Origin of the sequence: Lysobacter sp. TY2-98, assembly GCF_003367355.1 — a bacterium.
Classification (GTDB): Bacteria; Pseudomonadota; Gammaproteobacteria; order Xanthomonadales; family Xanthomonadaceae; genus Cognatilysobacter.
The window spans coordinates 1927602-1948841 of the sequence record NZ_CP031413.1 but is presented as its reverse complement, the minus strand read 5'-3'; the positions used below and the strand labels follow the sequence as shown (position 1 = coordinate 1948841).

The 21240-nt window shown below is 68.2% G+C and carries 23 protein-coding genes and 1 pseudogene; 11 read left to right on the top strand and 13 right to left on the bottom strand.

Annotated features, from left to right (window positions below):
• Positions 1-231 precede the first annotated feature (231 nt).
• Positions 232-2736, bottom strand: a complete 2505-nt coding sequence (locus DWG18_RS09390; RefSeq protein WP_115646946.1) for an FtsX-like permease family protein — start codon at positions 2734-2736, stop codon at positions 232-234.
• Positions 2736-3464 (bottom strand): ABC transporter ATP-binding protein, encoded by a 729-nt coding sequence (locus DWG18_RS09385; protein ID WP_115648127.1) that lies wholly within the window; start codon positions 3462-3464, stop codon positions 2736-2738. The genes DWG18_RS09390 and DWG18_RS09385 overlap by 1 nt, the downstream gene beginning before the upstream one ends.
• A gap of 40 nt (positions 3465-3504) precedes the next feature.
• On the opposite strand from DWG18_RS09385, the gene DWG18_RS09380 reads away from it, so the two are divergent.
• Positions 3505-4179 (top strand): arylesterase, encoded by a 675-nt coding sequence (locus DWG18_RS09380; RefSeq protein ID WP_205289335.1) that lies wholly within the window; start codon positions 3505-3507, stop codon positions 4177-4179.
• A gap of 3 nt (positions 4180-4182) precedes the next feature.
• Here the strand turns inward: DWG18_RS09380 and DWG18_RS09375 are convergent, their stop codons facing one another.
• Complete coding sequence (locus DWG18_RS09375; RefSeq protein ID WP_115646945.1) at positions 4183-4395, bottom strand: RNA-binding S4 domain-containing protein; 213 nt, start codon at positions 4393-4395, stop codon at positions 4183-4185.
• 5 nt (positions 4396-4400) lie between these two features.
• A complete protein-coding gene (locus DWG18_RS09370) occupies positions 4401-4796 on the bottom strand; it encodes a DoxX family protein (protein WP_115646944.1) in 396 nt (131 codons plus the stop codon).
• Positions 4797-4925: 129 nt separating this feature from the next.
• On the opposite strand from DWG18_RS09370, the gene DWG18_RS09365 reads away from it, so the two are divergent.
• The gene (locus tag DWG18_RS09365; protein WP_115646943.1) at positions 4926-5324 is read left to right on the top strand and encodes a VOC family protein; all 399 of its coding nucleotides are present in this window, start codon (positions 4926-4928) and stop codon (positions 5322-5324) included.
• A 115-nt stretch (positions 5325-5439) separates the two neighbouring features.
• Entirely contained in the window at positions 5440-5805 is a 366-nt protein-coding gene (locus tag DWG18_RS09360) for a cupin domain-containing protein (protein WP_115648125.1), read from the top strand.
• A gap of 3 nt (positions 5806-5808) precedes the next feature.
• Here DWG18_RS09360 and DWG18_RS09355 read toward each other — a convergent pair whose 3' ends face one another.
• Both DWG18_RS09355 and DWG18_RS09350 read right to left on the bottom strand, forming a co-directional pair.
• Complete coding sequence (locus DWG18_RS09355) at positions 5809-6753, bottom strand: DMT family transporter (RefSeq protein WP_115646942.1); 945 nt, start codon at positions 6751-6753, stop codon at positions 5809-5811.
• A 68-nt stretch (positions 6754-6821) separates the two neighbouring features.
• Positions 6822-7715, bottom strand: coding sequence for a LysR substrate-binding domain-containing protein (locus DWG18_RS09350; RefSeq protein ID WP_115646941.1), 894 nt, complete (start codon positions 7713-7715; stop codon positions 6822-6824).
• 170 nt (positions 7716-7885) lie between these two features.
• Between DWG18_RS09350 and DWG18_RS09345 the strand changes: the two genes are divergently transcribed.
• Genes DWG18_RS09345 through DWG18_RS09335 form a run of 3 tightly spaced genes read left to right on the top strand, consistent with a single transcriptional unit; the run spans position 7886 to position 9758 of the window.
• Positions 7886-8779: a DMT family transporter gene (locus DWG18_RS09345; RefSeq protein WP_115648124.1), complete on the top strand. Its 894-nt coding sequence runs from the start codon at positions 7886-7888 to the stop codon at positions 8777-8779.
• Positions 8780-8784: 5 nt separating this feature from the next.
• Entirely contained in the window at positions 8785-9531 is a 747-nt protein-coding gene (locus DWG18_RS09340; protein ID WP_162823784.1) for a DUF6058 family natural product biosynthesis protein, read from the top strand.
• Positions 9528-9758 carry a cyclase gene (locus DWG18_RS09335; RefSeq protein WP_115646939.1) on the top strand — a complete coding sequence of 77 codons (231 nt, stop codon included), beginning with the start codon at positions 9528-9530 and terminating at the stop codon, positions 9756-9758. The genes DWG18_RS09340 and DWG18_RS09335 overlap by 4 nt, the downstream gene beginning before the upstream one ends.
• On the opposite strand, the gene DWG18_RS09330 is transcribed toward DWG18_RS09335, so the two are convergent.
• Both DWG18_RS09330 and DWG18_RS09325 read right to left on the bottom strand, forming a co-directional pair.
• Positions 9747-10646, bottom strand: coding sequence for a DUF72 domain-containing protein (locus DWG18_RS09330; RefSeq protein ID WP_343195062.1), 900 nt, complete (start codon positions 10644-10646; stop codon positions 9747-9749). The genes DWG18_RS09335 and DWG18_RS09330 overlap by 12 nt on opposite strands.
• A gap of 87 nt (positions 10647-10733) precedes the next feature.
• Entirely contained in the window at positions 10734-11036 is a 303-nt protein-coding gene (locus DWG18_RS09325) for a hypothetical protein (RefSeq protein WP_115646938.1), read from the bottom strand.
• Between the two features lie 158 nt (positions 11037-11194).
• On the opposite strand from DWG18_RS09325, the gene DWG18_RS09320 reads away from it, so the two are divergent.
• A complete protein-coding gene (locus DWG18_RS09320; RefSeq protein ID WP_115646937.1) occupies positions 11195-13609 on the top strand; it encodes a TonB-dependent receptor in 2415 nt (804 codons plus the stop codon).
• A gap of 99 nt (positions 13610-13708) precedes the next feature.
• Here DWG18_RS09320 and DWG18_RS09315 read toward each other — a convergent pair whose 3' ends face one another.
• A complete protein-coding gene (locus tag DWG18_RS09315; protein WP_162823783.1) occupies positions 13709-14185 on the bottom strand; it encodes a BON domain-containing protein in 477 nt (158 codons plus the stop codon).
• A 263-nt stretch (positions 14186-14448) separates the two neighbouring features.
• Here DWG18_RS09315 and motA point away from each other — a divergent pair, with 263 nt between their 5' ends.
• Together motA and motB are read left to right on the top strand one after the other, a co-directional pair.
• The gene (gene motA, locus DWG18_RS09310) at positions 14449-15309 is read left to right on the top strand and encodes a flagellar motor stator protein MotA (protein WP_115646935.1); all 861 of its coding nucleotides are present in this window, start codon (positions 14449-14451) and stop codon (positions 15307-15309) included.
• Between the two features lie 3 nt (positions 15310-15312).
• Complete coding sequence (gene motB, locus DWG18_RS09305; RefSeq protein ID WP_115646934.1) at positions 15313-16473, top strand: flagellar motor protein MotB; 1161 nt, start codon at positions 15313-15315, stop codon at positions 16471-16473.
• A 3-nt stretch (positions 16474-16476) separates the two neighbouring features.
• Here motB and DWG18_RS09300 read toward each other — a convergent pair whose 3' ends face one another.
• Together DWG18_RS09300 and DWG18_RS09295 are read right to left on the bottom strand one after the other, a co-directional pair.
• A complete protein-coding gene (locus tag DWG18_RS09300) occupies positions 16477-17307 on the bottom strand; it encodes a peptidylprolyl isomerase (RefSeq protein WP_240318648.1) in 831 nt (276 codons plus the stop codon).
• A gap of 223 nt (positions 17308-17530) precedes the next feature.
• Positions 17531-17701, bottom strand: a pseudogene (locus DWG18_RS09295) (HupB); the annotation flags it as partial.
• A gap of 152 nt (positions 17702-17853) precedes the next feature.
• Between DWG18_RS09295 and DWG18_RS09290 the strand changes: the two are divergent.
• Positions 17854-18279, top strand: a complete 426-nt coding sequence (locus DWG18_RS09290; protein WP_115646931.1) for a PadR family transcriptional regulator — start codon at positions 17854-17856, stop codon at positions 18277-18279.
• The gene (locus tag DWG18_RS09285) at positions 18276-19202 is read left to right on the top strand and encodes a sensor domain-containing protein (RefSeq protein ID WP_115646930.1); all 927 of its coding nucleotides are present in this window, start codon (positions 18276-18278) and stop codon (positions 19200-19202) included. Before DWG18_RS09290 ends, DWG18_RS09285 begins: the two co-directional genes overlap by 4 nt.
• 67 nt (positions 19203-19269) lie before the next feature.
• Here DWG18_RS09285 and phaZ read toward each other — a convergent pair whose 3' ends face one another.
• Positions 19270-20517, bottom strand: a complete 1248-nt coding sequence (gene phaZ / locus DWG18_RS09280) for a polyhydroxyalkanoate depolymerase (RefSeq protein ID WP_115646929.1) — start codon at positions 20515-20517, stop codon at positions 19270-19272.
• Between the two features lie 70 nt (positions 20518-20587).
• Positions 20588-21196: a class I SAM-dependent methyltransferase gene (locus tag DWG18_RS09275; RefSeq protein WP_115646928.1), complete on the bottom strand. Its 609-nt coding sequence runs from the start codon at positions 21194-21196 to the stop codon at positions 20588-20590.
• Positions 21197-21240 lie beyond the last annotated feature (44 nt).

The following is a 21240-nucleotide window of genomic DNA, read 5'->3' as shown; positions in this document are numbered from 1 at the left end:
GCGCTTCGCCGTCGGGAAACGGATTGCGGTAATCCCGGAGGTCGGCACCCTCGCAACAAGGGGCGCGTCGCGCCTGACCGCCACCTGTGCGACCGGGTCGATCGCGAAAGAAATCGCTGGGGAGAAGCGGGGCGTCGCCGTGACGCGGCCCGATGGCATCCGGAACATTCCCTGTTTCCCGAAACGATCTGCCGCCACGCTAGCGGCCGGGAGAAGGCGGGTCAATCGACCTCAGGCCTGCAACTCCCGCAACGTCGTCGACGGCGGTGCATCCAGCACGCGGCGGGTCGCCCACAGGCCGGCGATGAGTGCAGCGATGGTGCCGATCAACGCGCCGGCGATGGCGGGCGTGGGATCGAAATGCCACGGCAGGTCGAATACGCGCGTGGCGACGACGCCGGACAGCACCGAGGCCGCGACCGCGGCGACGAGTCCCGACAGCAGGCCGATCGCGACGAACTCCGATGCCTGCGCGAGCCGCAGCTGACCGCGCTTTGCGCCGAGCACGCGCATCACGCCGCCTTCGAGCAGGCGTTCGTCCTGGCTCGCCGTCACTGCCGCCATCAGCACCAAAACCCCCGCAGCGAGCGAGAACCAGAAGACCACCTGCACCACGGTCGACACCTGGTCGCCAGTGGCGCGCACCTGCGCGAGCACGGCGTCGACGTCGATCACGGTGAGGTTGGGGAAGCGGTCGACGATGCGCGCGGTGAAGCGCGGCTGGGATGCCGGCACGCGCACGGCGGTGATCCAGCTCGCCGAATAGCCATCGAGCGCATGCGGCGAGGCGACGACGAAGAAGTTGGGTTTGAAACTTTCCCAGTCGACTTCGCGCAGTGAAGTGATGCGCGCCTCGAACGGCTGTCCCGCGACGTCGAAGCCGACGCGGTCGCCGACTTTCCAGCCGAGACGGTCGGCGAAGCGCTTTTCGACCGACAGCTCAGGCGCGCGCGGCACCCCCGTCCACCAGTGCCCGGCGACGATGCGGTTGCTCGCCTCGGGCTTGTCGGCGACCGAGAGATTGAATTCGCGTTCGGCGAATCGTCGTGCGTCCTCGTCGGCATACGTCTTCGGATCGACAGGCGTGCCGTTCCGGCTGACGAGATGCGCGCGGATCATCGGGAACAGCACCGGCGCTTCCAGGCCTTCGCCGCGAATGAAAGCGCGCACGTCGCCGACCTGTTCGGGCTGCACGTTGATGATGAAACGGTTGGGCACATCCGCCGACAGCGACTGCTGCCAGCGATCGAGCAGGTCGGTGCGCACGAACGTGAGCAGCAGCAACGCCATCAGCCCGAGCCCGAGCGCGCACACCTGCGCGACGCTGGCGCCGGCACGTCGACTGACATTCGCGAGGCCGTAACGGAGCGGGCCGCGCAGGCGCGTCCGCAGTGCGCGCACGGCGACAATCAGAAGGGCCGCCAGCAGGGCCAGCACCGCCAGCGTCGCAACGACACCGACCAGCATCGCGACCCCCAACGTCGCCGAACCTGCTTTCCACCACAGCAGGCCACCCAGCGCCGCCAGACCCAGTGCGCCCACCAGCCAGGCACTCGGCTCGACCGCGTCGAGGTCACGACGCAGCACACGCAGCGCGGACACGCGACGCAGTGCGAGCACGGGCGGTGCACCGAATGCGATCAGCACGACCAGACCGAGCATCAGGCCCTGCAGCGCCGGCATGAAACTCGCCGGCGGAATGGAGATCGCGAGCTTCTGCGCGAGCCAGATGCCGACACCCCACTGCATCGCGAACGCGAGCACGACACCGATCAGGCTCGCACCCAGGCCGAGCAGCAGTAATTCGCCGACGTGGATCGCTACGATCCGTCGCTGCGTCGCGCCCAATGCGCGCATCACCGCGGCACCCGCGCGATGCCGTTCGCTGTGTCGGCGTGCGGCCATCGCGACCGCGACCGCAGCGAGCATCACCGACACCATCGCTGCGAGACCCAGGAAGCGGCCCGCACGGTCCAATGCCGATCGCACCTCGGGACGCGCGCTGCCGATGGTGTCGAGGCGCTGTCCGCGCAGTTGCGAAGACTTGGCGACTGCGGTGAAGCGTTCGACCGCACCGGCGTCGCCGGCAACGATGAGCTTGTAGGCGACGCGGCTTCCGGGCTGTACCAAGCCGGTCCGTGCGAGGTCGCCCAGCGGGATCAGCACGCGCGGCGCGATGTTGAACAGGTCCGTCGACGCATCGGGCTCCTGCGCCACGATCGCGGCGATCGGAAATTGCGCATCGCCGAGCGTGACGATGTCGCCGAGTTTCGCGTCCAGCGCCTGCGCGCCGTTGCGGGTGATCCACGCCGTGCCCGCCGCGGGGCCGTGCGTCGCCGTGGATTCGCGTCCCTTCGCATCGACGAGACGGAAGTTGCCGCGCAGCGGAAAGCCGTCGCCGAGCGCGCGCAGGTCGGCGAGTTTGAGCCGCTGTGCGTCACCCTCGCCGACGGACGCCATGGTCGTGAGTTCGCGGGTCTCGGTGGAGCGCAGTCCCCCGGCGCGGGACGCAGCGCGCTGCCGCGCTGATGGCGGATCATCGCCGCGCAGCACCGCGTCGCCGCCGACAAGGCGGTTCGCTTCGATCGCGAGCGCACGATCCGCCCGATCGGTGACGAAGCCGACGGCGGTCACGGCCAACACTGCGAGCACGATCGCGGCGAGGAGGATGCGCACTTCGCCCGCGCGCAGGTCGCGGCGGAGCTGGCGCCAGGCGAGAACGAGCGCGGTCGGCATCAGGCGGTCGCCGAGTCGTCGACGAGGCGGCCGGCGTCGAGGCGCAGGCGACGGCTGCAGCGCGCGGCCAGCGCGTCGTCGTGCGTCACCAGCACCAGCGTCGTGCCGGCCTGCGCGTTGAGCTCGAACAGCAGGTCGATGATGGCGGCGCCAGTGCGCGTGTCGAGGTTGCCGGTGGGTTCATCGGCGAACAGCAGGCCGGGACGGGTGACGAATGCACGCGCAAGCGCGACGCGCTGTTGTTCACCGCCGGAGAGCTGACGCGGGTAGTGACCCAGGCGTTCGCCCAGCCCGACGCGCTGAAGGATGGCGCGGGCAGGTGGTTCGGCCTGCGCATCGCCGCGCAGCTCCAGCGGCAGCATCACGTTCTCCAGTGCGGTGAGCGATGGCAGCAGCTGGAAGTTCTGGAACACGAAGCCGACCTTCTCGCCACGGACGCGCGCGCGGCCGTCCTCGTCGAGCGTGGACAGCGCCGCGCCGTCGAGCATCACCCGGCCGTTCGACGGGACGTCCAGCCCGGCCAGCAGGGAGAGCAGGGTGCTCTTGCCCGAGCCCGAGGCGCCGACGATCGCCACCGCCTCGCCGGGTGCGATCGCGAAGCCGACGTCGCGGAGGATCACCAGGTCGCCGGAGGGCAGGGGCACGTGCTTGCCGAGGCCCTCGGCGACGAGTGCGGAAGGCACGTTGGACGTGCGGCTTCCGGTGGGGTTCACGGTGGCGTCGAGCATCATGTCTCCAGAGGGGCCGGGCGTCCGGCCGGAGGACTGCATGAAACTGGCATATGACGGCGTGAGCGCGCGCATTCAACAGGGTCTTTGGTGGGTGGTACTTCTGGTCGCGATGGCACTGGTTGCGCCCGTGCAGGCCAAGGCGCCCGTGCGCGCGCCGGCAACGACGAAGACCGTGCTGGTGATGGGCGACTCACTGTCGGCGGGGTACGGCATCGACGTACGCCAGGGCTGGGTATCGCTGCTGGACCAGCGGCTGAAGTCGACGAACGCACGCTGGGCGGTGGTCAACGCCAGCGTGAGCGGCGAGACGACGGCCGGCGGCCTTTCGCGACTGCCTGCGGCGCTCGCGCGTGCCAAGCCCGGCGTGGTCGTGATCGAACTCGGTGCGAACGACGGCCTGCGCGGCCTGCCGGTGCGCGACATGCAGGCCAACCTCGATCGCATGGTGAAGCTGTCGAAGGCGTCGGGCGCGAAGGTGCTGGTGATCGGCACGCGCATGCCGCCGAACCTCGGTCGTGCCTATACCGAGGGCTTCGCGAACGCGTACGCGACGGTGGCCCGTACGAACGGCGTCACGCTGCTGCCGTTCTTCCTCGAGCCGATCATGCTCGACCGCGCCGCATTCCAGCGCGACAACCTGCATCCGACCGCGGCGGTGCAGCCGCGCCTGCTCGACCACGTCTGGCGCCCACTGGCGCCGATGTTGCGCTGAGTTTCAGGCCACGTGGATTTCGACGTGGCCCACGCGCACGACCTGGCCGGCGCGGATCTTCGCGGTCTTGCGCAGCTCCACGGTGCCGTCGACGTTGACGGCACCACTCGCGACGAGCTGCTTGCCCGCGCCGCCGCTGTCGCACAGGCCGACCAGTTTCAGCAGCTGGTTGAGCTCGACGAAATCACCTTCGAGTTCGAAGTCGACGACCTGCATCCGGATCAACGCTCGTTGACGCTGAAACGGCCCGGGCCGAGCAGCGCGAGCGCCAGCGCCGACGCCATGTACATCGCCTGCAGCTCCAGCGCCCAGCCGCCCTGGTCGTTGAACGCGCCGATCTGGCCCATGTGCACGAGCAGAACGGCCACGACCATGTTGATGAAGACCAGCACCGCGCCGATGCGCGCGTGGAAGCCCGCGATGAGCATCAGCGGGCCGATCACTTCGCCCAGCAGCACGCCGTAGCCGAGCGCGCCGGGCAGGCCGTGCGCCTCCACCATGTGGACGATGCCGCCCATGCCGCCGTTGAGCTTGGCTAGGCCGTGGAACAGGATGAGCACGCCGAGCGTGATGCGCAGCAGCAGCTTGGCGATGTCGTGCTGGGTATTGGCGTTCATGGCGTCCCCCTGTCGATCGCGGCGAGCATAGACGCAACGTCGCTTCGCTGTCTGCGCCGGCGGACGGCGGCATCACGATCGTGTGAATTGGTTAGCATCCCGGCCCGACTCCGACTCCGGACACCATCGATGATCGCCTACACCACCCTTGGCACGAATGACCTGCCGCGCGCCGCCGCGTTCTACGACGCGCTGCTGGCCCTCATCGGCGGCAAGCGCGAGATGGAGCAGCCCGGCTACTTCATCGCCTACGGCAATGGTGGTCCGGGTGCGGGCCTGGGCGTCACCGTGCCGTTCGACAAGAAGGCCGCGTCCGTCGGCAACGGCACGATGGTTGCGCTGGAAGCGAAGGATCGCGCGCAGGTGGATGCCGTGTACGCGAAGGCGATTGAACTCGGCGGCACAGACGAGGGCGCGCCGGGCGAGCGGTTCCCGGGCTTCTACGCGGCCTACTTCCGCGACCTCGACGGCAACAAGCTCAACATCTGCTACATGACGTTCGACCAGTCGGAACACGCGCCGACCTGACCGCGCGCAGCCCCTCGTGTTGAGCAGAAGGCGTCGCCACCCGCGGCGCCTTCGTCTTTTTGGGCCTGACCGGACCTCGACGTGGGCGGTGCCAGCCTGCGTGCAGGAGGCGGCGATGCACACCAAGAAACTCAGGTTCGGCGAGGGCTTCCGCGTCGCGTTCGAAGTGCGCAAGGCGCAGTGCGCGGAGATGGTCATTCCACCCGGTGACGCTGAAGGCGGCGACGACAATGACCATCGCGGTGCGGACCAGTGGCTCTACGTCGTCGACGGCCACGGCGTGGCGACGGTCGAAGTCGACGGACGCAAGCGTCGCGTCAAACTCGAACCCGGCCGGTTGATCGTGATCGAGAAGGGCGAGCGCCACGAGGTGCGCAATACGGGCGACCGCCTGCTGCGCACGCTCAACTTCTACTACCCGCCGGCGTTCGATCGCGATGGCGACGCGAAAGGCCCGGGGCGCAAGCGTGCGTCGAAATAACAGTCAGTCGACCATGCCCTTCGACTCCGATGCCGCCAGCATCTCCGGATGCTCGATGCGGCGCAGCCGGTGCAGCAGCGGATACGCGAGCACCGCGCCAAGGATGATCGCGACGCCACCGTAGAACGCGAGGCTGAGTTCGCGTTGCTCACCGAGCAGCAGGATGGCGAGCACGATCGCGTAGACGGGTTCGAGGTTCACCGCGAGCTGCGCCGCGAACGCGCTCATGTGACGCAGCGCGACCAGCGACAGCGCGTACGGCACCAGCGTGCAGCCGATCGAGAGCAGGAGCAGCAGGCCGGTGTCGCGCAGCGAGGGCAGCGCGAGCGTCAGCGCTTCGCCCGGTGCCGCCATCGCCATCAGCGGCGACAGCAGCGTGAGCGTGAGCACACCGGCGCCCAGTTCGATCGCGGTGACGGTCAGTGCGTCGCCATGTTCGACCAGGCGCTTGTTGAGCGAGCCGAACAGCGCGACGAAGATCGCCGACAGCGTGCCGACCGCAACGCCCGCGCGCATGCCATGCGGAATGCCGCCGACGACGAGCGCAACCCCCGGGAGCACCGCGACGCCGAGCAGGAAGTCGCGGGGCTGGAATCGTGTCTTCGCCAGCCACGGCTCCGCCATCGCGGTGAACACCGTGCCAAGCGCGATGCAGGTCGCACCGACGGAGGCGTTCGACAACTTGATCGAGCCGTAGAACGTCAGCCAGTGCAGGGCGACCAGGGCGCCGATGCCGGAATACGCGGCGATGAGCCGCATCGGCATGGCGCGCAGCCCACGCCACACGCGCGGCACGCAGGCGAGCACCGCGACGACGAACAGCATGCGCCACCACACCAGCGGCAGCGCGCGCAGGCTGATCAGCTTGCCGAGGATCGCGGTGAAGCCCCAGAGGGCGACGCAGACGTGGATCTGCAGGAACGCGCGGCGGGTTTCGGGGGGCGACATCGCGTCATTATCGCGTCGCTTCGTCTTCGAAACGACGCCGGAACGCGGCCTGTCTCCGCACATTCGCGCTATGCAACTTGCGCGCGTGCTTCCTCGACCACCCAGTCGACGAAGGTCTGCGCGGCCGGACGCAGGCGGCGGTGTGTCGGCACCGCGATGTAGTACGACCAGCGCGCAGTGAGCGAGGGCCCGGGCAGTCGCACGAGACGCTCGCTGGCGAGGTAGGGCGCGACGATGTGCTCGCGCGCGAGCACGGCGCCCAGGCCGGTCGCCGCGGCTTCGAGTGCACCGGTGGAATCGGTGAAGCGGAAGCGTTCGTCCGGCGTCACGCCGAGCACCTTCGCGGCGCGAAACCAGTCATGCCAGCCCTGACGCGCGTTGTCGGCCACCAGCGGGAGGCGGGCGACGTCGCGCGCGGTCTTCGTGTCGGCCAGTCCGGGCATCGTCGGTGCGGCGACCGGGAAGAGATGTTCGTCGAGCAGCCGCGTCGCCTGCGTACCGGGCCACTCGCCGCCGCCGTGGCGGATCGCGAGGTCGGGGCCGCTGTCATCGAAGCGGGCGAGGGCGAAGCCGGTTTCGATGCTGAGGCGGACGCCCGGATGCGCGGCCGCGAAGCGAGGCAGGCGGGGCATCAGCCAGGCACAGGTGAAGGAGTGCAGGGTGGCGATGCGCACGACATCGCGGTCTTCGCTCGAGGCCTTGAGCGCGCGCAGCACGTCTTCGAGATCGGCCAGTGAGCTGCTCGCGGCGTCCGCGAGCTGGCGACCCGCGGCGGTCAGCGCGACCCCGCGCGCATGACGCTGGAACAGCGGCAGGCCGAGCCGCGATTCCAGCTTGCGCACGTGGTGGCTGACCGCGCTGGCGGTGAGGTGCAGCTCCTCACCGGCGTGGGCGAAGTTCTGGTGGCGCGCCGCCGATTCGAAGGCGGCGAGCGCCGAAAGCCATTCCGCGCGGGTGCTCATCGCAGCCTCAAGCCAGATTTGTGTCGGACCGCGAAAGTATGCGCTTGTGCAGGCTCGGGCGGTGCGGACAATGGGTCCCGACACCAAATTGGCTCATGGCCGACGGTGCGCATGATGCGGATAGCGTCGATCGCGCGCCCGGCCGAGCCTGCGTCTTCCGGAGGATGACCATGGCCGTGAATGCTTGCGATGCACCGATCGCCCCGTCGACTACCGCCCGCTGGGCCACGCCCGTAGAGATCGGCGTGCTGGGTGCGATCTGGGGCGCGTCGTTCCTCTTCATGCGCGTCGCTGCGCCGGAGTTCGGGCCGGCGGCGCTGGTTGAACTGCGCCTCGCGCTCGGTGCGCTGGTGCTGCTGCCGTTCCTGTGGAAGGCGCGCGCGTCGTTTCCGCTGCGCCTGTGGCCCAAGCTCGCGGTGATCGGTGCGATCAATTCGGCGATTCCATTCCTGCTGTTCGCCTGGGGCGCCGAACGCGCGCCGGCGGGCGTCGGCGCGATCTGCAATGCGATGACCGTGCTGTTCACTGCACTCGTCGGTGCGCTGTTCTTCGGCGAGAAGATCGGCCTCGCGCGCAGCGTCACGCTGGGAGTGGGTTTCGGTGGCGTGGTCGTGCTGGCGAGCGGTCGCATCGCGGGCGCCGACATCGGGCCCGCGGTGATGGCAGGTTCCGCCGCGGCGCTGCTCTACGGCATCGGCATCAATCTCGTGCGCCGCCATCTCACCGGTTTGCCCGCCACCGCCGTGGCGCCGGCCACGCTGCTGTGCAGCGCGATCCTCGTGCTGCCGTTCGGCATCGCGCAGTGGCCGGCGACGATGCCGTCCGCGCATGCGTGGCTGTCGGTCGCCCTGCTCGGCGTGATGTGCACCGGCATCGCGTTCGTCATGTATTACCGGCTGATCGCGCGCATCGGTGCGGGCCGTGCGTCGACGGTGACCTATCTCGTGCCGCTGTTCGGCGTGGCATGGGCGTGGATGTTGCTGGGCGAGGCGCCGACGCTGCGCATGGTGATCGCCGCCACGTTGATCCTTGGCAGCGTCGCGATGAGCCAACGCGCGAAGTGATCGACATGTCGGTCGCGCGCTACCTCGCAGCGCACTACCGCACGTCGCGACAATTCGCCGCCACGTGCGGCATCAGCGAAGCGACGCTGGCTTCACTGGTCGATGCCGGACTCGCACCGGCACCGTCGTATCACGTCGACGCACAGGGTGTGCTGACGTCGGTGGTCTTCGGGAAATTCGCGGATACGGACGCTGCACCCGGCGCGTACTTCCACCCGGCCACGGCGCGCTGGTTGCGGCGTGCGCTGCAGGTGATCGCGCGCGTCGGCCTGGCGGATGCCGGTGTCGAGTTGCGATGTCGCTTCAACGTTCGATTCGTGGCGGTGCTGCGGCGCATCGATCGTGAACTGCTCCGCATCGAAGACTGTTTCGCACCGGACGGCACGGCCAACCCGACAGCGATCCAGTCGCGTTGCGACGTGGCATGGAACGCCCTCATGGACGGCACCTTCGGCCTCTGCGTTCGCGACTGCGGCTCGGTGGCGTCGATCGCGCGCAAGGAGCTGCTGCAGGAACACCTCACGCGTTACGCGGCGCTCGCCACCATCGAAGCGCGCGACATCGCACCGCTGGAGACCCTGCTCGCAATCTACGCAGACGCTGCGATGCCGTTCGCGCCGCCGGAGTATCTGGCGAGCAGTCGCAAGCGGCTCGTCGAGAATTTCGGTGCGCGGTTGCGTTCGCTCTCATCGATAGCGAGCCGCCCGCACGCTGCCCCGGTGCGCCTCGCGGCCGCCGAAGAGGCCAGATGAGCAACGCCCAGCACCGCGCCGTCTTCGACTTCGAAATCGCCTTCAGCAACGGCGGCGGCCTGTGCGGCTGGGATTTCCGCCTCGATATCCCGGGCGATGCGATCCACGAGTCGTGGCTGGCCGAGCGCATCGTCGAGGACATGCGCCTGCTGATGGTCGGGTCGGTGGTGCTGTCGAACGTGCGCGTCGTGGCCGAGGCGCACAGGCGCGTCGCGTCAGCGGCGTAACAGTCGCGAGATCATCGACATCGCCGCAGCGGGATTGCGCTGCTTCGCACCGCTGATGAAGTAGACGAAGACGTCGCGCGGGCGCGGCGGCGAAGCGGGCTCGAGCAGGCGCGGAATGTCGCCCGGCGCGTTGCCTTCCGCCCACAGGCGCGCACGTTCGAGCCAGGCGTCGAGCTCATCGCCTTCGTAGCCTTCGGCAAGATCGACGCGCGAGCGCATCAGCCGCAGATAGAGGACGTGGCCGGTGACGTCGCCGAACGTCGGCAGATCCGGCGTGTCGCTGAAGACGGTGGCCGCGCCGAACTCGCGGGCAATCTGGATGTAGCGCGGGTCGACGAAGCTCGGATGGCCCGGCTCGATGACGTGCTGCAGTGGGCGTCCGTCGAGCGTGCGCGGCAGCAGGTCGAGGAAGGCCGTGAGGTCGTCGGCATCGAATACGCGGCTGGGCGGCATGTGCCACAGCACCGGGCCAAGGCGGTCACCGAGCTCGGCCAGGCCGCCGTTGAGGAACGCCCAGGCCGCCTTGCCGCACTTGGCCAGCGGACCGCGCTGCGTGATGTGCTGCGGCGCCTTGACCGAGAACACGAAGCCCTCGGGCGTCTGCTCGCGCCATTGCGCGTACTCGGACGCGCGACGGGCGCCGTAGAAGGTGGTGTTGATCTCGAGCGTCGAGAAACGCCGGCTCGCGTATTCCAGCTCGCGCCGCGTCACCAGCCCCTGCGGATAGAACGTGTGCCGCCACGGCGCGTAGGTCCAGCCGCCGATGCCGACGCGGATACCGTCCACGGCCGGCACGCCGCTGCCGAACACCGCCGGTGCGTTCGCGAGGAACGCGCGGGTCCGTGGCGTTCCGTCGGAGAGCAGGATCTCGGTCGGTCGGCTTTGCACGTCACGCTCCCTCCGCGGACCCGGGCACGCGTGCCGGGTGGCGATGGTCGGGCGGCGAATGGCGGGGTGCGCGGTACACGTCGGGCCTCAGCTGTTCCAGTCTTCGTCGTGCTCGAACTCGACCAGTACGTCGAGGTCATAGGCCAGCGCTTCGACGGCGCTCTTGACCCGCTGCACGGTGTAGTCGTTCGGTGCATCGACCTCGAGTTCGTGGATGCCGGGGCCCTGGTCGTCGGGCAGGCCGGCGGAACTCGAATCCTCGTCGTCCATATGCGGCGTCAGATCGGCGACCTCCTCGACGTGCTCGATGCCGTCGATGCTCGAAAGCAGGTTGCCGATGGCGCGGGCGTGGTGGTCGCTTCCGGTCACTCGCATTCGCATCACGGGCATGGTGGGGACTTCCTCTCGTAGGGCGAATTCGAAGCTAGGCCGGCCACGGCAAAGGCGGCGTGATGGATTCGCAGGGCGCCTGAGTCGTTCATTGCGTGGACGCGTGAGCGATGTCCCGCTAGATTCGCGCGGGGGATTCACTCTTCGGGGACATCTAGATGCTGGGACCAATCGACCAACCGCGTCGGGCCGTGCTGTGCTCGGCGATCACCGCCGTGCTCGTGCTCGCCGCGCCGCAGCGCGCCCACGCGCAGGACGCCACCTCCACCAGCGCGCCGACCGCGAAGCAGCTCGACACCGTGTCGGTGATCGGCTCGCGCCGCGTGCAGCGCTCCTCGGAGACGACCACGCCGGTACCGGTGGACGTGCTGCCGATGCAGCGCCAGGCCGAGGCCGGTGCGCAGTTCGACCTCGCGCAATCGCTGCAGGCCACGGTGCCGTCCCTGATCTCCACGCGCCAGACCGGCGCGGACGGCGCCGACCTCGTCGACGGCGCCGCGTTGCGCGGACTCGGTTCCGACCAGACGCTGGTGCTCATCAACGGCAAGCGTCACCACACGGTGTCGCTGGTGAACATCTACGGCGCGCGTGACCGCGGCAACACCGGCACCGACCTCAACGCCATCCCGGTGATGGCGATCGATCGCGTCGAAGTGCTGCGCGATGGCGCCGCGGCGCAGTACGGGTCGGACGCCATCGCGGGCGTCATGAACATCGCGTTCAAGCGCCGCGAAGGCTGCGAAACCGCGCTGGGCTGGGGCCAGTATTCGCGCGGCGATGGCGAGAACTGGCTGGCGTCGGCGTACTGCGGCATGAAGCTCGCCACCGGCGGCACGCTGTCGGTCACCGGCGAATGGCAGGACCGCGGTCGTTCGAACCGCGCCACCGCCGAGAACCCGCTGCGCATCATCGGTGACTCGCAGGTCCTCAACCGCACGTTCTATCTCAACGGCGACCAGCCGCTGGGCGAGTCGGTGACCGCCTACTTCACCGCCGGCATGCAGAGCCGTGCCGCGTCGTCCGCCGCGTTCGCGCGTGGCGGCGTCGGCAGCGACGACATCCCGTCGCGCAACTCGCCCGACATGTACCCCGATGGCTTCGTGCCCTTCATCGACGGCAATATCCAGGACCGCTACGGCATCCTCGGCCTGCGCGGCGATGCCGGCCTGTGGCACTGGGACGTGTCGCAGACGCACGGCTACAACGAGCTGCGCTACGACATCAACCACACGCTCAATGCGTCGATCGCGAATGCGAACGCGCTTGCGGGCCGTCCGGCGGTCAGCCAGGACCGCTTCGATGCGGGCGGTTTCTCGTTCGAGCAGAACACCACCAACCTCGACCTCTCGCGCTTCTACGACGGCGTGCTGCAGGGCATGAACGTCGCGTTCGGCGCCGAGCATCGCGAGGAGCGCTACCGCATCCGTGCGGGCGAGCCGAATTCGTACATCGACGCGGACGGTGCAGGCACCGGCGGCAACGCGGGCAGCCAGGGCTTCCCGGGTTTCCAGCCGGGCGACGTCACCAACCGCAGCCGTTCGAGCGATGCGCTCTACGTCGACGTCGAAACCGACCTGACCGAACGCTGGACCACCGATCTCGCCGCGCGCTGGGAGGACTACAGCGACTTCGGTTCGACGGTAAACGGCAAGATCGCGATGGCGTTCAAGGCCACCGACACCTTCCTGCTGCGCGGTTCGTACAGCACCGGCTTCCGCGCGCCGTCGCTGCAGCAGAAGTACTTCTCGTCCACGATCACCGACTTCATCTCGGGTCAGCCGGTCGACATCGTCATCGCGGCGAACGACAGTGCGCTCGCGCAGGCCGCGGGCATTCCGGCGCTGAAGGAAGAGACGTCGAAGAGCGCGACGCTGGGCTTCACCTGGACGCCGACGCGTGCGCTGACGTTCACCGCGGACGCGTATCGCATCGACATCAACGACCGCGTCATCCTCACCGGTGAATTCGGTACGGACGATCCGAACATCGGCGCGATCCTCGCCGCACGCGACATCGGCAGCGCGCGCTTCTTCGTCAATGCCGTCGACACGAGAACGACGGGCCTCGACCTCACCGCGGCCTACCACTCGGGCCTGTGGGGCGGTTCGCTCGATACGTTCCTCGCGGCGAACTTCGGCCGCACCGAAGTGACGAAGGTCAACGCGCCGCCGTCGCTGGCGGGCCGCGAGGACGCACTGCTGCCGGAACGTGATCGCCTGTTCGTCGAGAACGGCGCGCCGGATCGCAAGGCCGTGCTCGGCTTCGACTGGAACCGTGCACAGTGGAACGCGAACCTGAAGATCATCCACTTCGGTCCGCAGGAACTGGGTACGTTCTCCGGCACCGCCGCGGGCGTGCCGAACCAGCACTACGACGCGAAGACGTCGGCCGATATCAGTGGCACGTATGCGTTCACGCCGAAGGCCAAGTTCACGCTGGGCGTCACCAACCTGTTCGACGTGTTCCCGACGCGGCAGGACCCCAACGAGACCGACAACGGCCACATCTACGAGAGCGTGCAGTTCGGCCTGAACGGTCGCGCGTACTTCGCGAGGTTCTGGTACGGCTTCTGATCGACATCGCCCCGTGTGATGCGAAAACGCCCGCGCGATGCGGGCGTTTTCGTTTTCGTTCCCGGTGATGGGCGATCAGCGCGTGTCGCGCGCCTCGCGCTACGCGTTCGGCGATCCGCTGGAGAACCCGCTGCCAGGCGCGCCCGGTCCGGTCCGCACCGCTCCGCCCTTGCCCAACCAGGCGATGCCGTCGTCGACGTGGAGCCGGTTCTCGATATCGACGACACCGCGGATGCCGTCGGCGATGTCTTCGGCACGGTGCTTCATCCAGCGGCTCGGCACGTCGCCGGTCAGCAGCACGTGGCCGTCCTTGACGCCGACGAGGATTTCGGACGCATCGAGCAGTTCGTCGTCGCGCAGCCGCTCGCTCAGTTCCTCGGCAATCAGGGCATCGGAGCGGGTGGCGTTCTTCGGCGCGCGGCGCGCGTGCATGGCGCGGCGGGTCGAGGCATCGATCGCGCGGCCTTCGCGGCTGAGCAGGTCGCGGCCGTAGCGCGGCTCTTCGGGGCCTCCGAGCTCGGGCGGGCCGAACGAGCCGTCGGGGCGGCCGCTTCCCACCCAGCCGTGGTCGGTCACCGATGGCATGTCCTCGTAAAGGCGCGCGCCGGCGTCGCGGTTGGGGCCGTGTGGGGTGGGGCGGTTCATGGTCGGGCTCCTGCGTGGGACTGACGACGATCGTCGGCCGCGGCCCGTGAGCGATTCGGCAACGGCCGTTGCGTGGCCGCGGTCACGCTCCAGCGGCCGTGGGCATGGCCGCCCTGTTAAGCCTGGCTCAAGCGCGCCGACCCGGGGCCGATAGAACAAGCGTCCCGCAGTCCCCGCGTTTCTGGAGCACACGGATGTACCTGATCATCGGCGCGTTCGTCGTCATCGCGAGTGTGCTCGGCGGCTTCGTGATGGTGGGCGGCAAGATCCTTGCGCTCTGGCACGTCAACGAGATCATCGTCATCTGCGGATCGGCGATGGGTTCGTGGGTGGTCGCGACGCCGATCAAGGTCATCAAGGCGTCCTTCGCCGGTATGAAGGGCGTGCTCAAGGGCCCGAAGTACAAGCGCGAGGACTACGTCGACCTGCTCAAGCTCATCTACGAGCTGCTGGTCAAGATGCGGCGCGAAGGCATGATGGCGATCGAGTCGCACATCGAGGCGCCGCAGGAAAGCTCGATCTTCCAGAAGTATCCGAAGGTTCTCGCGGACCATCACATCCTGGATTTCATCACCGACTGCCTGCGCCTCATCGTCGGCGGCAACATGGCGCCGCACGAACTCGAGTCGCTGCTCGAATACGAACTCGAAACGCACCACCACGAGACGCTGGAACCGGCGCACTCCGTGCAGAAGGTCGCCGACGCGCTGCCGGGTTTCGGCATCGTGGCCGCGGTGCTCGGCATCATCAACACGATGTCGATCGTCGGCAGCGCATCGCCGTCGGAAATCGGCGAGAAAGTCGCGTCGGCACTGGTCGGTACGTTCCTCGGCATCCTGGTCTCGTACGGTTTCGTCGGCCCGATCGCGAGCGCGATGGAAAACCGCGCGCACGAGGAAGGCAAGGCGTTCGAAGTGGTGAAGATGGCGCTGATCGCAAGCCTTCGCGGCTACGCGCCGAGCGTGGCGATCGAGTTCGCCCGTAAGCTGCTGTTCTCCGACGTGCGTCCGTCGTTCCAGGACCTCGAGGCCGACCTCAAGGCCGCGAAGGGCTGAGCCATGGCTGCCCAGCCGCAAGCGCCGATCATCCTCATCAAGCGCCGCAGGAAGCGCAGCGGCGCGCACCACGGCGGATCGTGGAAGGTCGCGTACGCGGACTTCGTGACCGCGATGATGGCCTTCTTCATGGTGATGTGGCTGGTCGCGCAGATGCCGCAGGAGCAGCTCGGTGGCATCGCCGACTACTTCAAGAATCCGAGCGCCGTGCGTGGCCGAACCAGCACGATGGTGCAGGGCAAGATGGGCCCGGGCGGCGCCGGCGATACGCCGATCAAGATGTTCCAGCAGGTGCGCAATCCGCCGGGCGCGGGCGCGGCGAAGATTCCGGGCCTCGGCAACGGCAAGAACGCCGACATGGAAGCCGCGCGCAAATCGCTCGAACAGGCCGACAAGAAGAAGCTCGAGATCCTCAAGCAGGACCTGCAGAAGGCGATCGGCCAGAGCCAGGCGCTGAAGCCGTTCAAGGACCAGCTGCTGATCGACATCACGCCGGAAGGCCTGCGCATCCAGATCATCGACGCGCAGAACCGGCCGATGTTCGATTCGGGTTCGCCGGAGCTGAAGTCGTATACCCGGTCGCTGCTGGTGGAACTGGCGAGGTACGTCGACCAGGTGCCGAACCGTGTCGCGATCAGCGGCCACACCGATACCGCGCGCTATGCCGCGAAGATCGGCTACAGCAACTGGGAACTGTCGGCGGATCGCGCGAACGCGGCGCGTCGGGCGCTGATCGAGGGCGGTATGCGCGAAGAGAAACTCGCGCGCGTCGTCGGTCTGTCGTCGTCCGTGCCGTTCAATCGCAATGATCCGGCGGATCCGAAAAACCGCCGCATCAGTCTCGTCGTGCTGAGCCAGGAAGCCGAACGCATTGCCGCCGAGAGCGATGAGCCGCGCCTTGCGGGCGACGGCAAGCCGAACGATCCGCCGCCGGTGCCAAAATCGATGGACGCCGGCCCGCTGGTGACACGCAAGGCGGTCGCGTTGTCGAACGTGACACCGGACATCGTGCCGATGCCGTCTGCTGCGGCGTCGGCCAAGTCGGCGAGTGGCGCGAAGAACGATCCCGCCGCCGCCGCCCAGGCTGCGCTCAAGATCGCGAGGGACGCGAAGGCGGAACCGGCGGCGCGTGCGTCGACCGCGCCGCCGATGCTCACGCGCTGAGCGTCAGCCCTTCGCCTCGCGCACCGGCAACGGCACGTTGCACAGGTCGATGTGGTGCGCCTGCACCTTGTAGAACGCGTCGCGACGGTTGCGGCGTGACTCGACGAGCTCGTTGAACACCTTCGAATCGGTGCGCATCAGTTCGAGCTTGGTGCGCTCGGCGGCGGGCACGTCGGCGGCGAGCTTGATCGATGTGATGGCGACGCGCTGTTCGGGCTTGTCGAAGAAACCCATCGCGCCTGCGCCGCGCGGAATCGTCGACAGCCATTCCATGCCCTGCACGACGCGGCCGATCATCGACATGTTGCGGTCGAGCTGGCGCGGCGCTTGGCCGGTCACGACGTAAAGCTCGGTCGCGTCGCTGGAATCCGCGGCTTCGTTGCGGCCCGCGCCGACCGCGCCGTAGCAGTGCGCCATCCAGTAGGTGCCCGCCTTGGCGTCGTGGCCGGCCGGAAATCCATCGGCGAAACCGACCTGCGGCGCCCAGCCGTCGACGTCGGGAAGGCGCGTCCACGTCTTCGCCAGTGACGCATCGCGACTGGTGAACTCGGCGGGCAGCTTCTTCTGCGCGCTGCCGAGCGGCTTCTTCTTCGCGGCGTCTTCCTCGGGGTCACCCCACTGCACGACGAAGTTGTCCTGCGACCGCATGATCGCCAGCCCGTTCCAATACCCTTCCTTGGCGAACGTGCGCGCGTTGGCGACGTGCTGCGGCGAGAAGTGCGGCGCGAGTTCGATGACGACGCGATGGCCGTTCGCGAGGTCCATGTACAGCGTGTTCTGCGGATCCAGCGGGCGCCAGTCGGTGGGCTTGGACCCATCGATGATTTCCTGCATCGAGCGCGGCTTCGCTGGCGCGGCGGGCGTCTTGGGCGGGGCGGCCTGCGCAGCGAGGGCGAGGCCAGCGAGGGCGCAGGACAGCGGAACGGCGAGCGGGCGCAGCGTCGGCATGGCGGATTTCCCCTATGTGGTCCGCCGATTCTGGCGCAGCGCCCGCTCGCACTGCACGCCGCGATGCGATCAGGCTTCGCGGCGCGCGCTCTTCGCGACGTCAGTGGTGCTCGCGCCCGGAGCCCGACTTCTTGCCACCGCCGTCCTGCTTGTTGACCGTCGCCCAGGCGATGCGTTCGGCGTCCTTCTCGGACCGGCCTTCCTTCTTCTCGCTGGACTCGATGTGCGCGGCCTGGCGCTTCTGCTTGTCGGTGTAGCTGGATTTATCGCCCTGGGTCACGTGGATGCCTCCGTCTTGGGACCTCCGGGATAGCGCCCGCGCCGTGCCCGGCGCGGCAAAGCGGCCATGACGACGGTCCCCATGACGTTCGGCAGGTTCGCTATAGCGGAGTTCGCACTAGAGTGAACTCGACCCTAGGACGAGCCTCCGCCATGTCCGCCCAACCCGAGCAAGAACCCGACCTCGACCTGCAGCTGCGCAAGTTCCAGAAGGAGCTGAGCGCGGGCACCGTCTCGCTGGCGCTGCTGGCCGTGCTGGGCGACGCCACCGAGCCCATGTACGGCTACCAGATCGCCAAGCGGCTGGAGCAGCTCGAGGGCGTGCTGTCCGGCAAGCAGAGCGCGTTGTACCCGGTCCTTCGCGGCCTCGAAGGCAGCGGCCTGCTCGAAAGCTTCGTCGAGCCCTCCGTTTCCGGCCCGCCGCGCCGCTACTACCGCATCAACGACGCCGGCCGCGTCGTGCTCGCGCGCTGGGCCGACGCCTGGCGCGCCACGCGCGACTCCGTCGACGCCGTCCTCGGCCCGCTGGCCGCCCACCCATCCACCGACTCGTCCGTCTCCCGGGGAGACCTCGCATGAACGCCGTCACGTCCTTCACCGACCTGCCGCGCCCGCCGGCCACGATCGCCGACTATCTCGACCGCCTGCGCGTCGCCCTCACCGGCGCGGATCCCGCGCTCATCCAGGATGCGCTCTACGACGCGGAGGACTACCTGCGTTCGGAGATGGCGGCGAATCCGGGTCGCTCGGAAGCCGAAGTCATCGCGGAAGTCGCCGGCAGCTACGGCGCACCGAACGAGGTCGCCGACATCTACCGCGACACAGAAGTGCGCGTGCAGACCGCGCTGCAGCCGCCGAAACGGCCTGCGGGCCGTTCGCTGCTCGCGCGCTTCTTCGGGGTCGCCGCCGAGCCGCGCACCTACGCCGCGCTGTTCTACATGCTGCTCTCGCTCGCCACCGGCATCTTCTACTTCACGTGGGTGGTGACGGGGCTTTCGATGAGTGCGGGTCTCGCCGTGCTGATCATCGGCATTCCGTTCGTGATCCTGTTCTTCGGCTCGGTACGCGTGCTCTCGCTGGTCGAAGGACGACTGGTCGAAGTGATGCTCGGCGAACGCATGCCGCGTCGACCGACCTATGTCGCGAAGGACGGTACGTTGCTGGAGCGCGTGCGCGAGCTGTTCGTCGATCCGCGCACGTGGGGCTCGATGCTCTACATGCTGCTGATGCTGCCGCTGGGCATCATCTACTTCACCGTCGCGGTGACGTTGCTGTCGATCGCCGCCGGTTTCATCGCCGCGCCGGTGCTCGCACTGTTCGCCTGGGCCGGCTGGGCACCGTTCGACGAGTTCACCATCAGTGGCGTCAACTACTGGGCCCTGCCGTTCGTCTTCGTGGGTGGCATCGTGCTGCTGTTCGCGACGCTGCACCTCGCCCGCGGCGTCGGCAAGCTGCACGGCCAGATCGCGAAGACGATGCTGGTGAAGTCGTCGCCGGCCTGACGTAACGCGATGCACCAAAACGAAACGGGCGCCTTCGAGGCGCCCGTTTTGCGTTGCGTCGATCAGATCACTTCGACGAATACGTCGCGAAGAAGTCCCGCACCTTCGGATACACCTGCGTGCGCCAGCGACGCCCGCTGAAGATGCCGTAATGGCCCGCGCCTTCGACGACGAGGTGCTGGCGGTCCGCCTCCGGAATACCGCTGCACAGCTTCTGCGCCGCACGCGTCTGGCCGCGGCCGGAGATGTCGTCGAGTTCGCCCTCGATGGTGAGCAGCGCGGTGTCGTGGATCTTCGACGGATCCACGCGCTGCCCGTGCACTTCCCACTCGCTCTTCGGCAGCAGGTGTTCCTTGAAGACGATGCGCACGGTGTCGAGGTAATACTCCGCCGGCATGTCGAGCACGGCGTTGTACTCGTCGTAGAAGCGACGATGCGATTCGGCGTCGTCGAGATCGCCCTTCAGCAGGTTCTCGTAGAAGTCCCAATGCGACTGGAAATGCCGCTCGGGATTCATCGCGACGAAGCCCATGTGCTGCAGGAAGCCCGGATACACGCGACGCCCCGCGCCCGGATACGGCAGCGGCACCGGATGGATCAGCTGCGTCTCGAACCACCACATTGGTTTGTGCGTGGCGAGATCGTTGACCTGCGTCGGGTTCTCGCGCGTATCGATCGGGCCGCCCATCATCACCAGCGACTTCGGCGTCGGCTCGCCACGCGCGGCCATCAGCGACACCGCGGCGAGCACCGGCACCGTCGGCTGGCAGACGCTGATCACATGCAGGTTGTGCGTGCCGATGTGGCGGATGAACTCCTCGACGTAGAGCACGTAGTCGTCGAGATGGAATGGGCCTTCCGCGGCCGGCACCATGCGCGCATCGACCCAGTCGGTGATGTAGACGTCGTGGTCGCGCAGCAGCGTGCGCACGGTGTCGCGCAGCAGCGTGGCGTGGTGGCCGGAGAGCGGGGCGACGACGAGCACCGTCGGCGCACCCTGCAGTGCTTCGACGCTCACGGCGTCGTCCGCATAGCGCTTGAAGTGCAGTAGTCGGCAGAACGGCTTGTGCAGCGCCTCGCGTTCGATCACCGCATAGCTGCGGCCATCGACCTCGACATCCCGGATGTCGAAGCGCGGCTTCTCGTAATCCTTGCCGAGGCGGTAGAACAGCTCGGAGCCCGCCGCCATCTGCGACGCGCCCGGCATCGACGACAGCCAGCTGCCCGGTGCGCCGAAGGCCTTGCTCATCGCGTCGGCCCAGTAGGTCATCGGCGCGAGCCAGGCCCGGCCGAGTTCATGCATCTGATAGAGCATTCGGATCCCCCGTTGCACCGCAGCATAACGCAGGGTCTCGACGCCGGAATGTGAAGCGCGTCCGCCTCGTTCAGGCGGGAATTTCCAGCGCGGCCGCCTCGTCGCCGAGGGCCGGCGACAGCCAGAGATGCGAGCCGAGCGCGATGAATCCCGCGGCCTCGAAGCGCGCGCGATAGAAGCGCGCCGGGCGACGCCTGAAGCCTGCCGTGTCGCCCTCGATATCGTCCTCGCGCGTGAACGTTTCGAGAAACGCGACGCCGCCGCACAGCTCGGCGAGGCCGGGCAGCCCGGCGTCGAGTTCGCGCGCTTCGAGGTAATGCATGACGTCGCTGCACACGAGCAGATCGACGGGCGGACAGGGCCGCAGCGAGGCGAAGTCGCCGAACGTCGCGAGGTGCACGTTGCGTCGGCGCCCGTAGCGCTCCACCGCATAGGCGCTGCTGTCGAAACCGATGTACGTGGCCTTCGGGCGCAGCTTCCTCAGCGCGGGCTGCCACGCACCTTCGCCGCAGCCGACGTCGAGCACGCTGCGCAACGGACGCTCCAGCCAGTACTCTGCGGTCGCGACGGCCATCGCGACCTTGCGCGACAGCCGCGCGGTGCCGCCGATCGCTTCGCGCTTGAGCGCCGGGTCGCGGTACCAGCGTTCGAAATAGTCGCGGTCGTAATGCTTGGTCATGGCGATGGTGTCGAGGGACGCAATGCGGGGCGCGTGGCATCCTA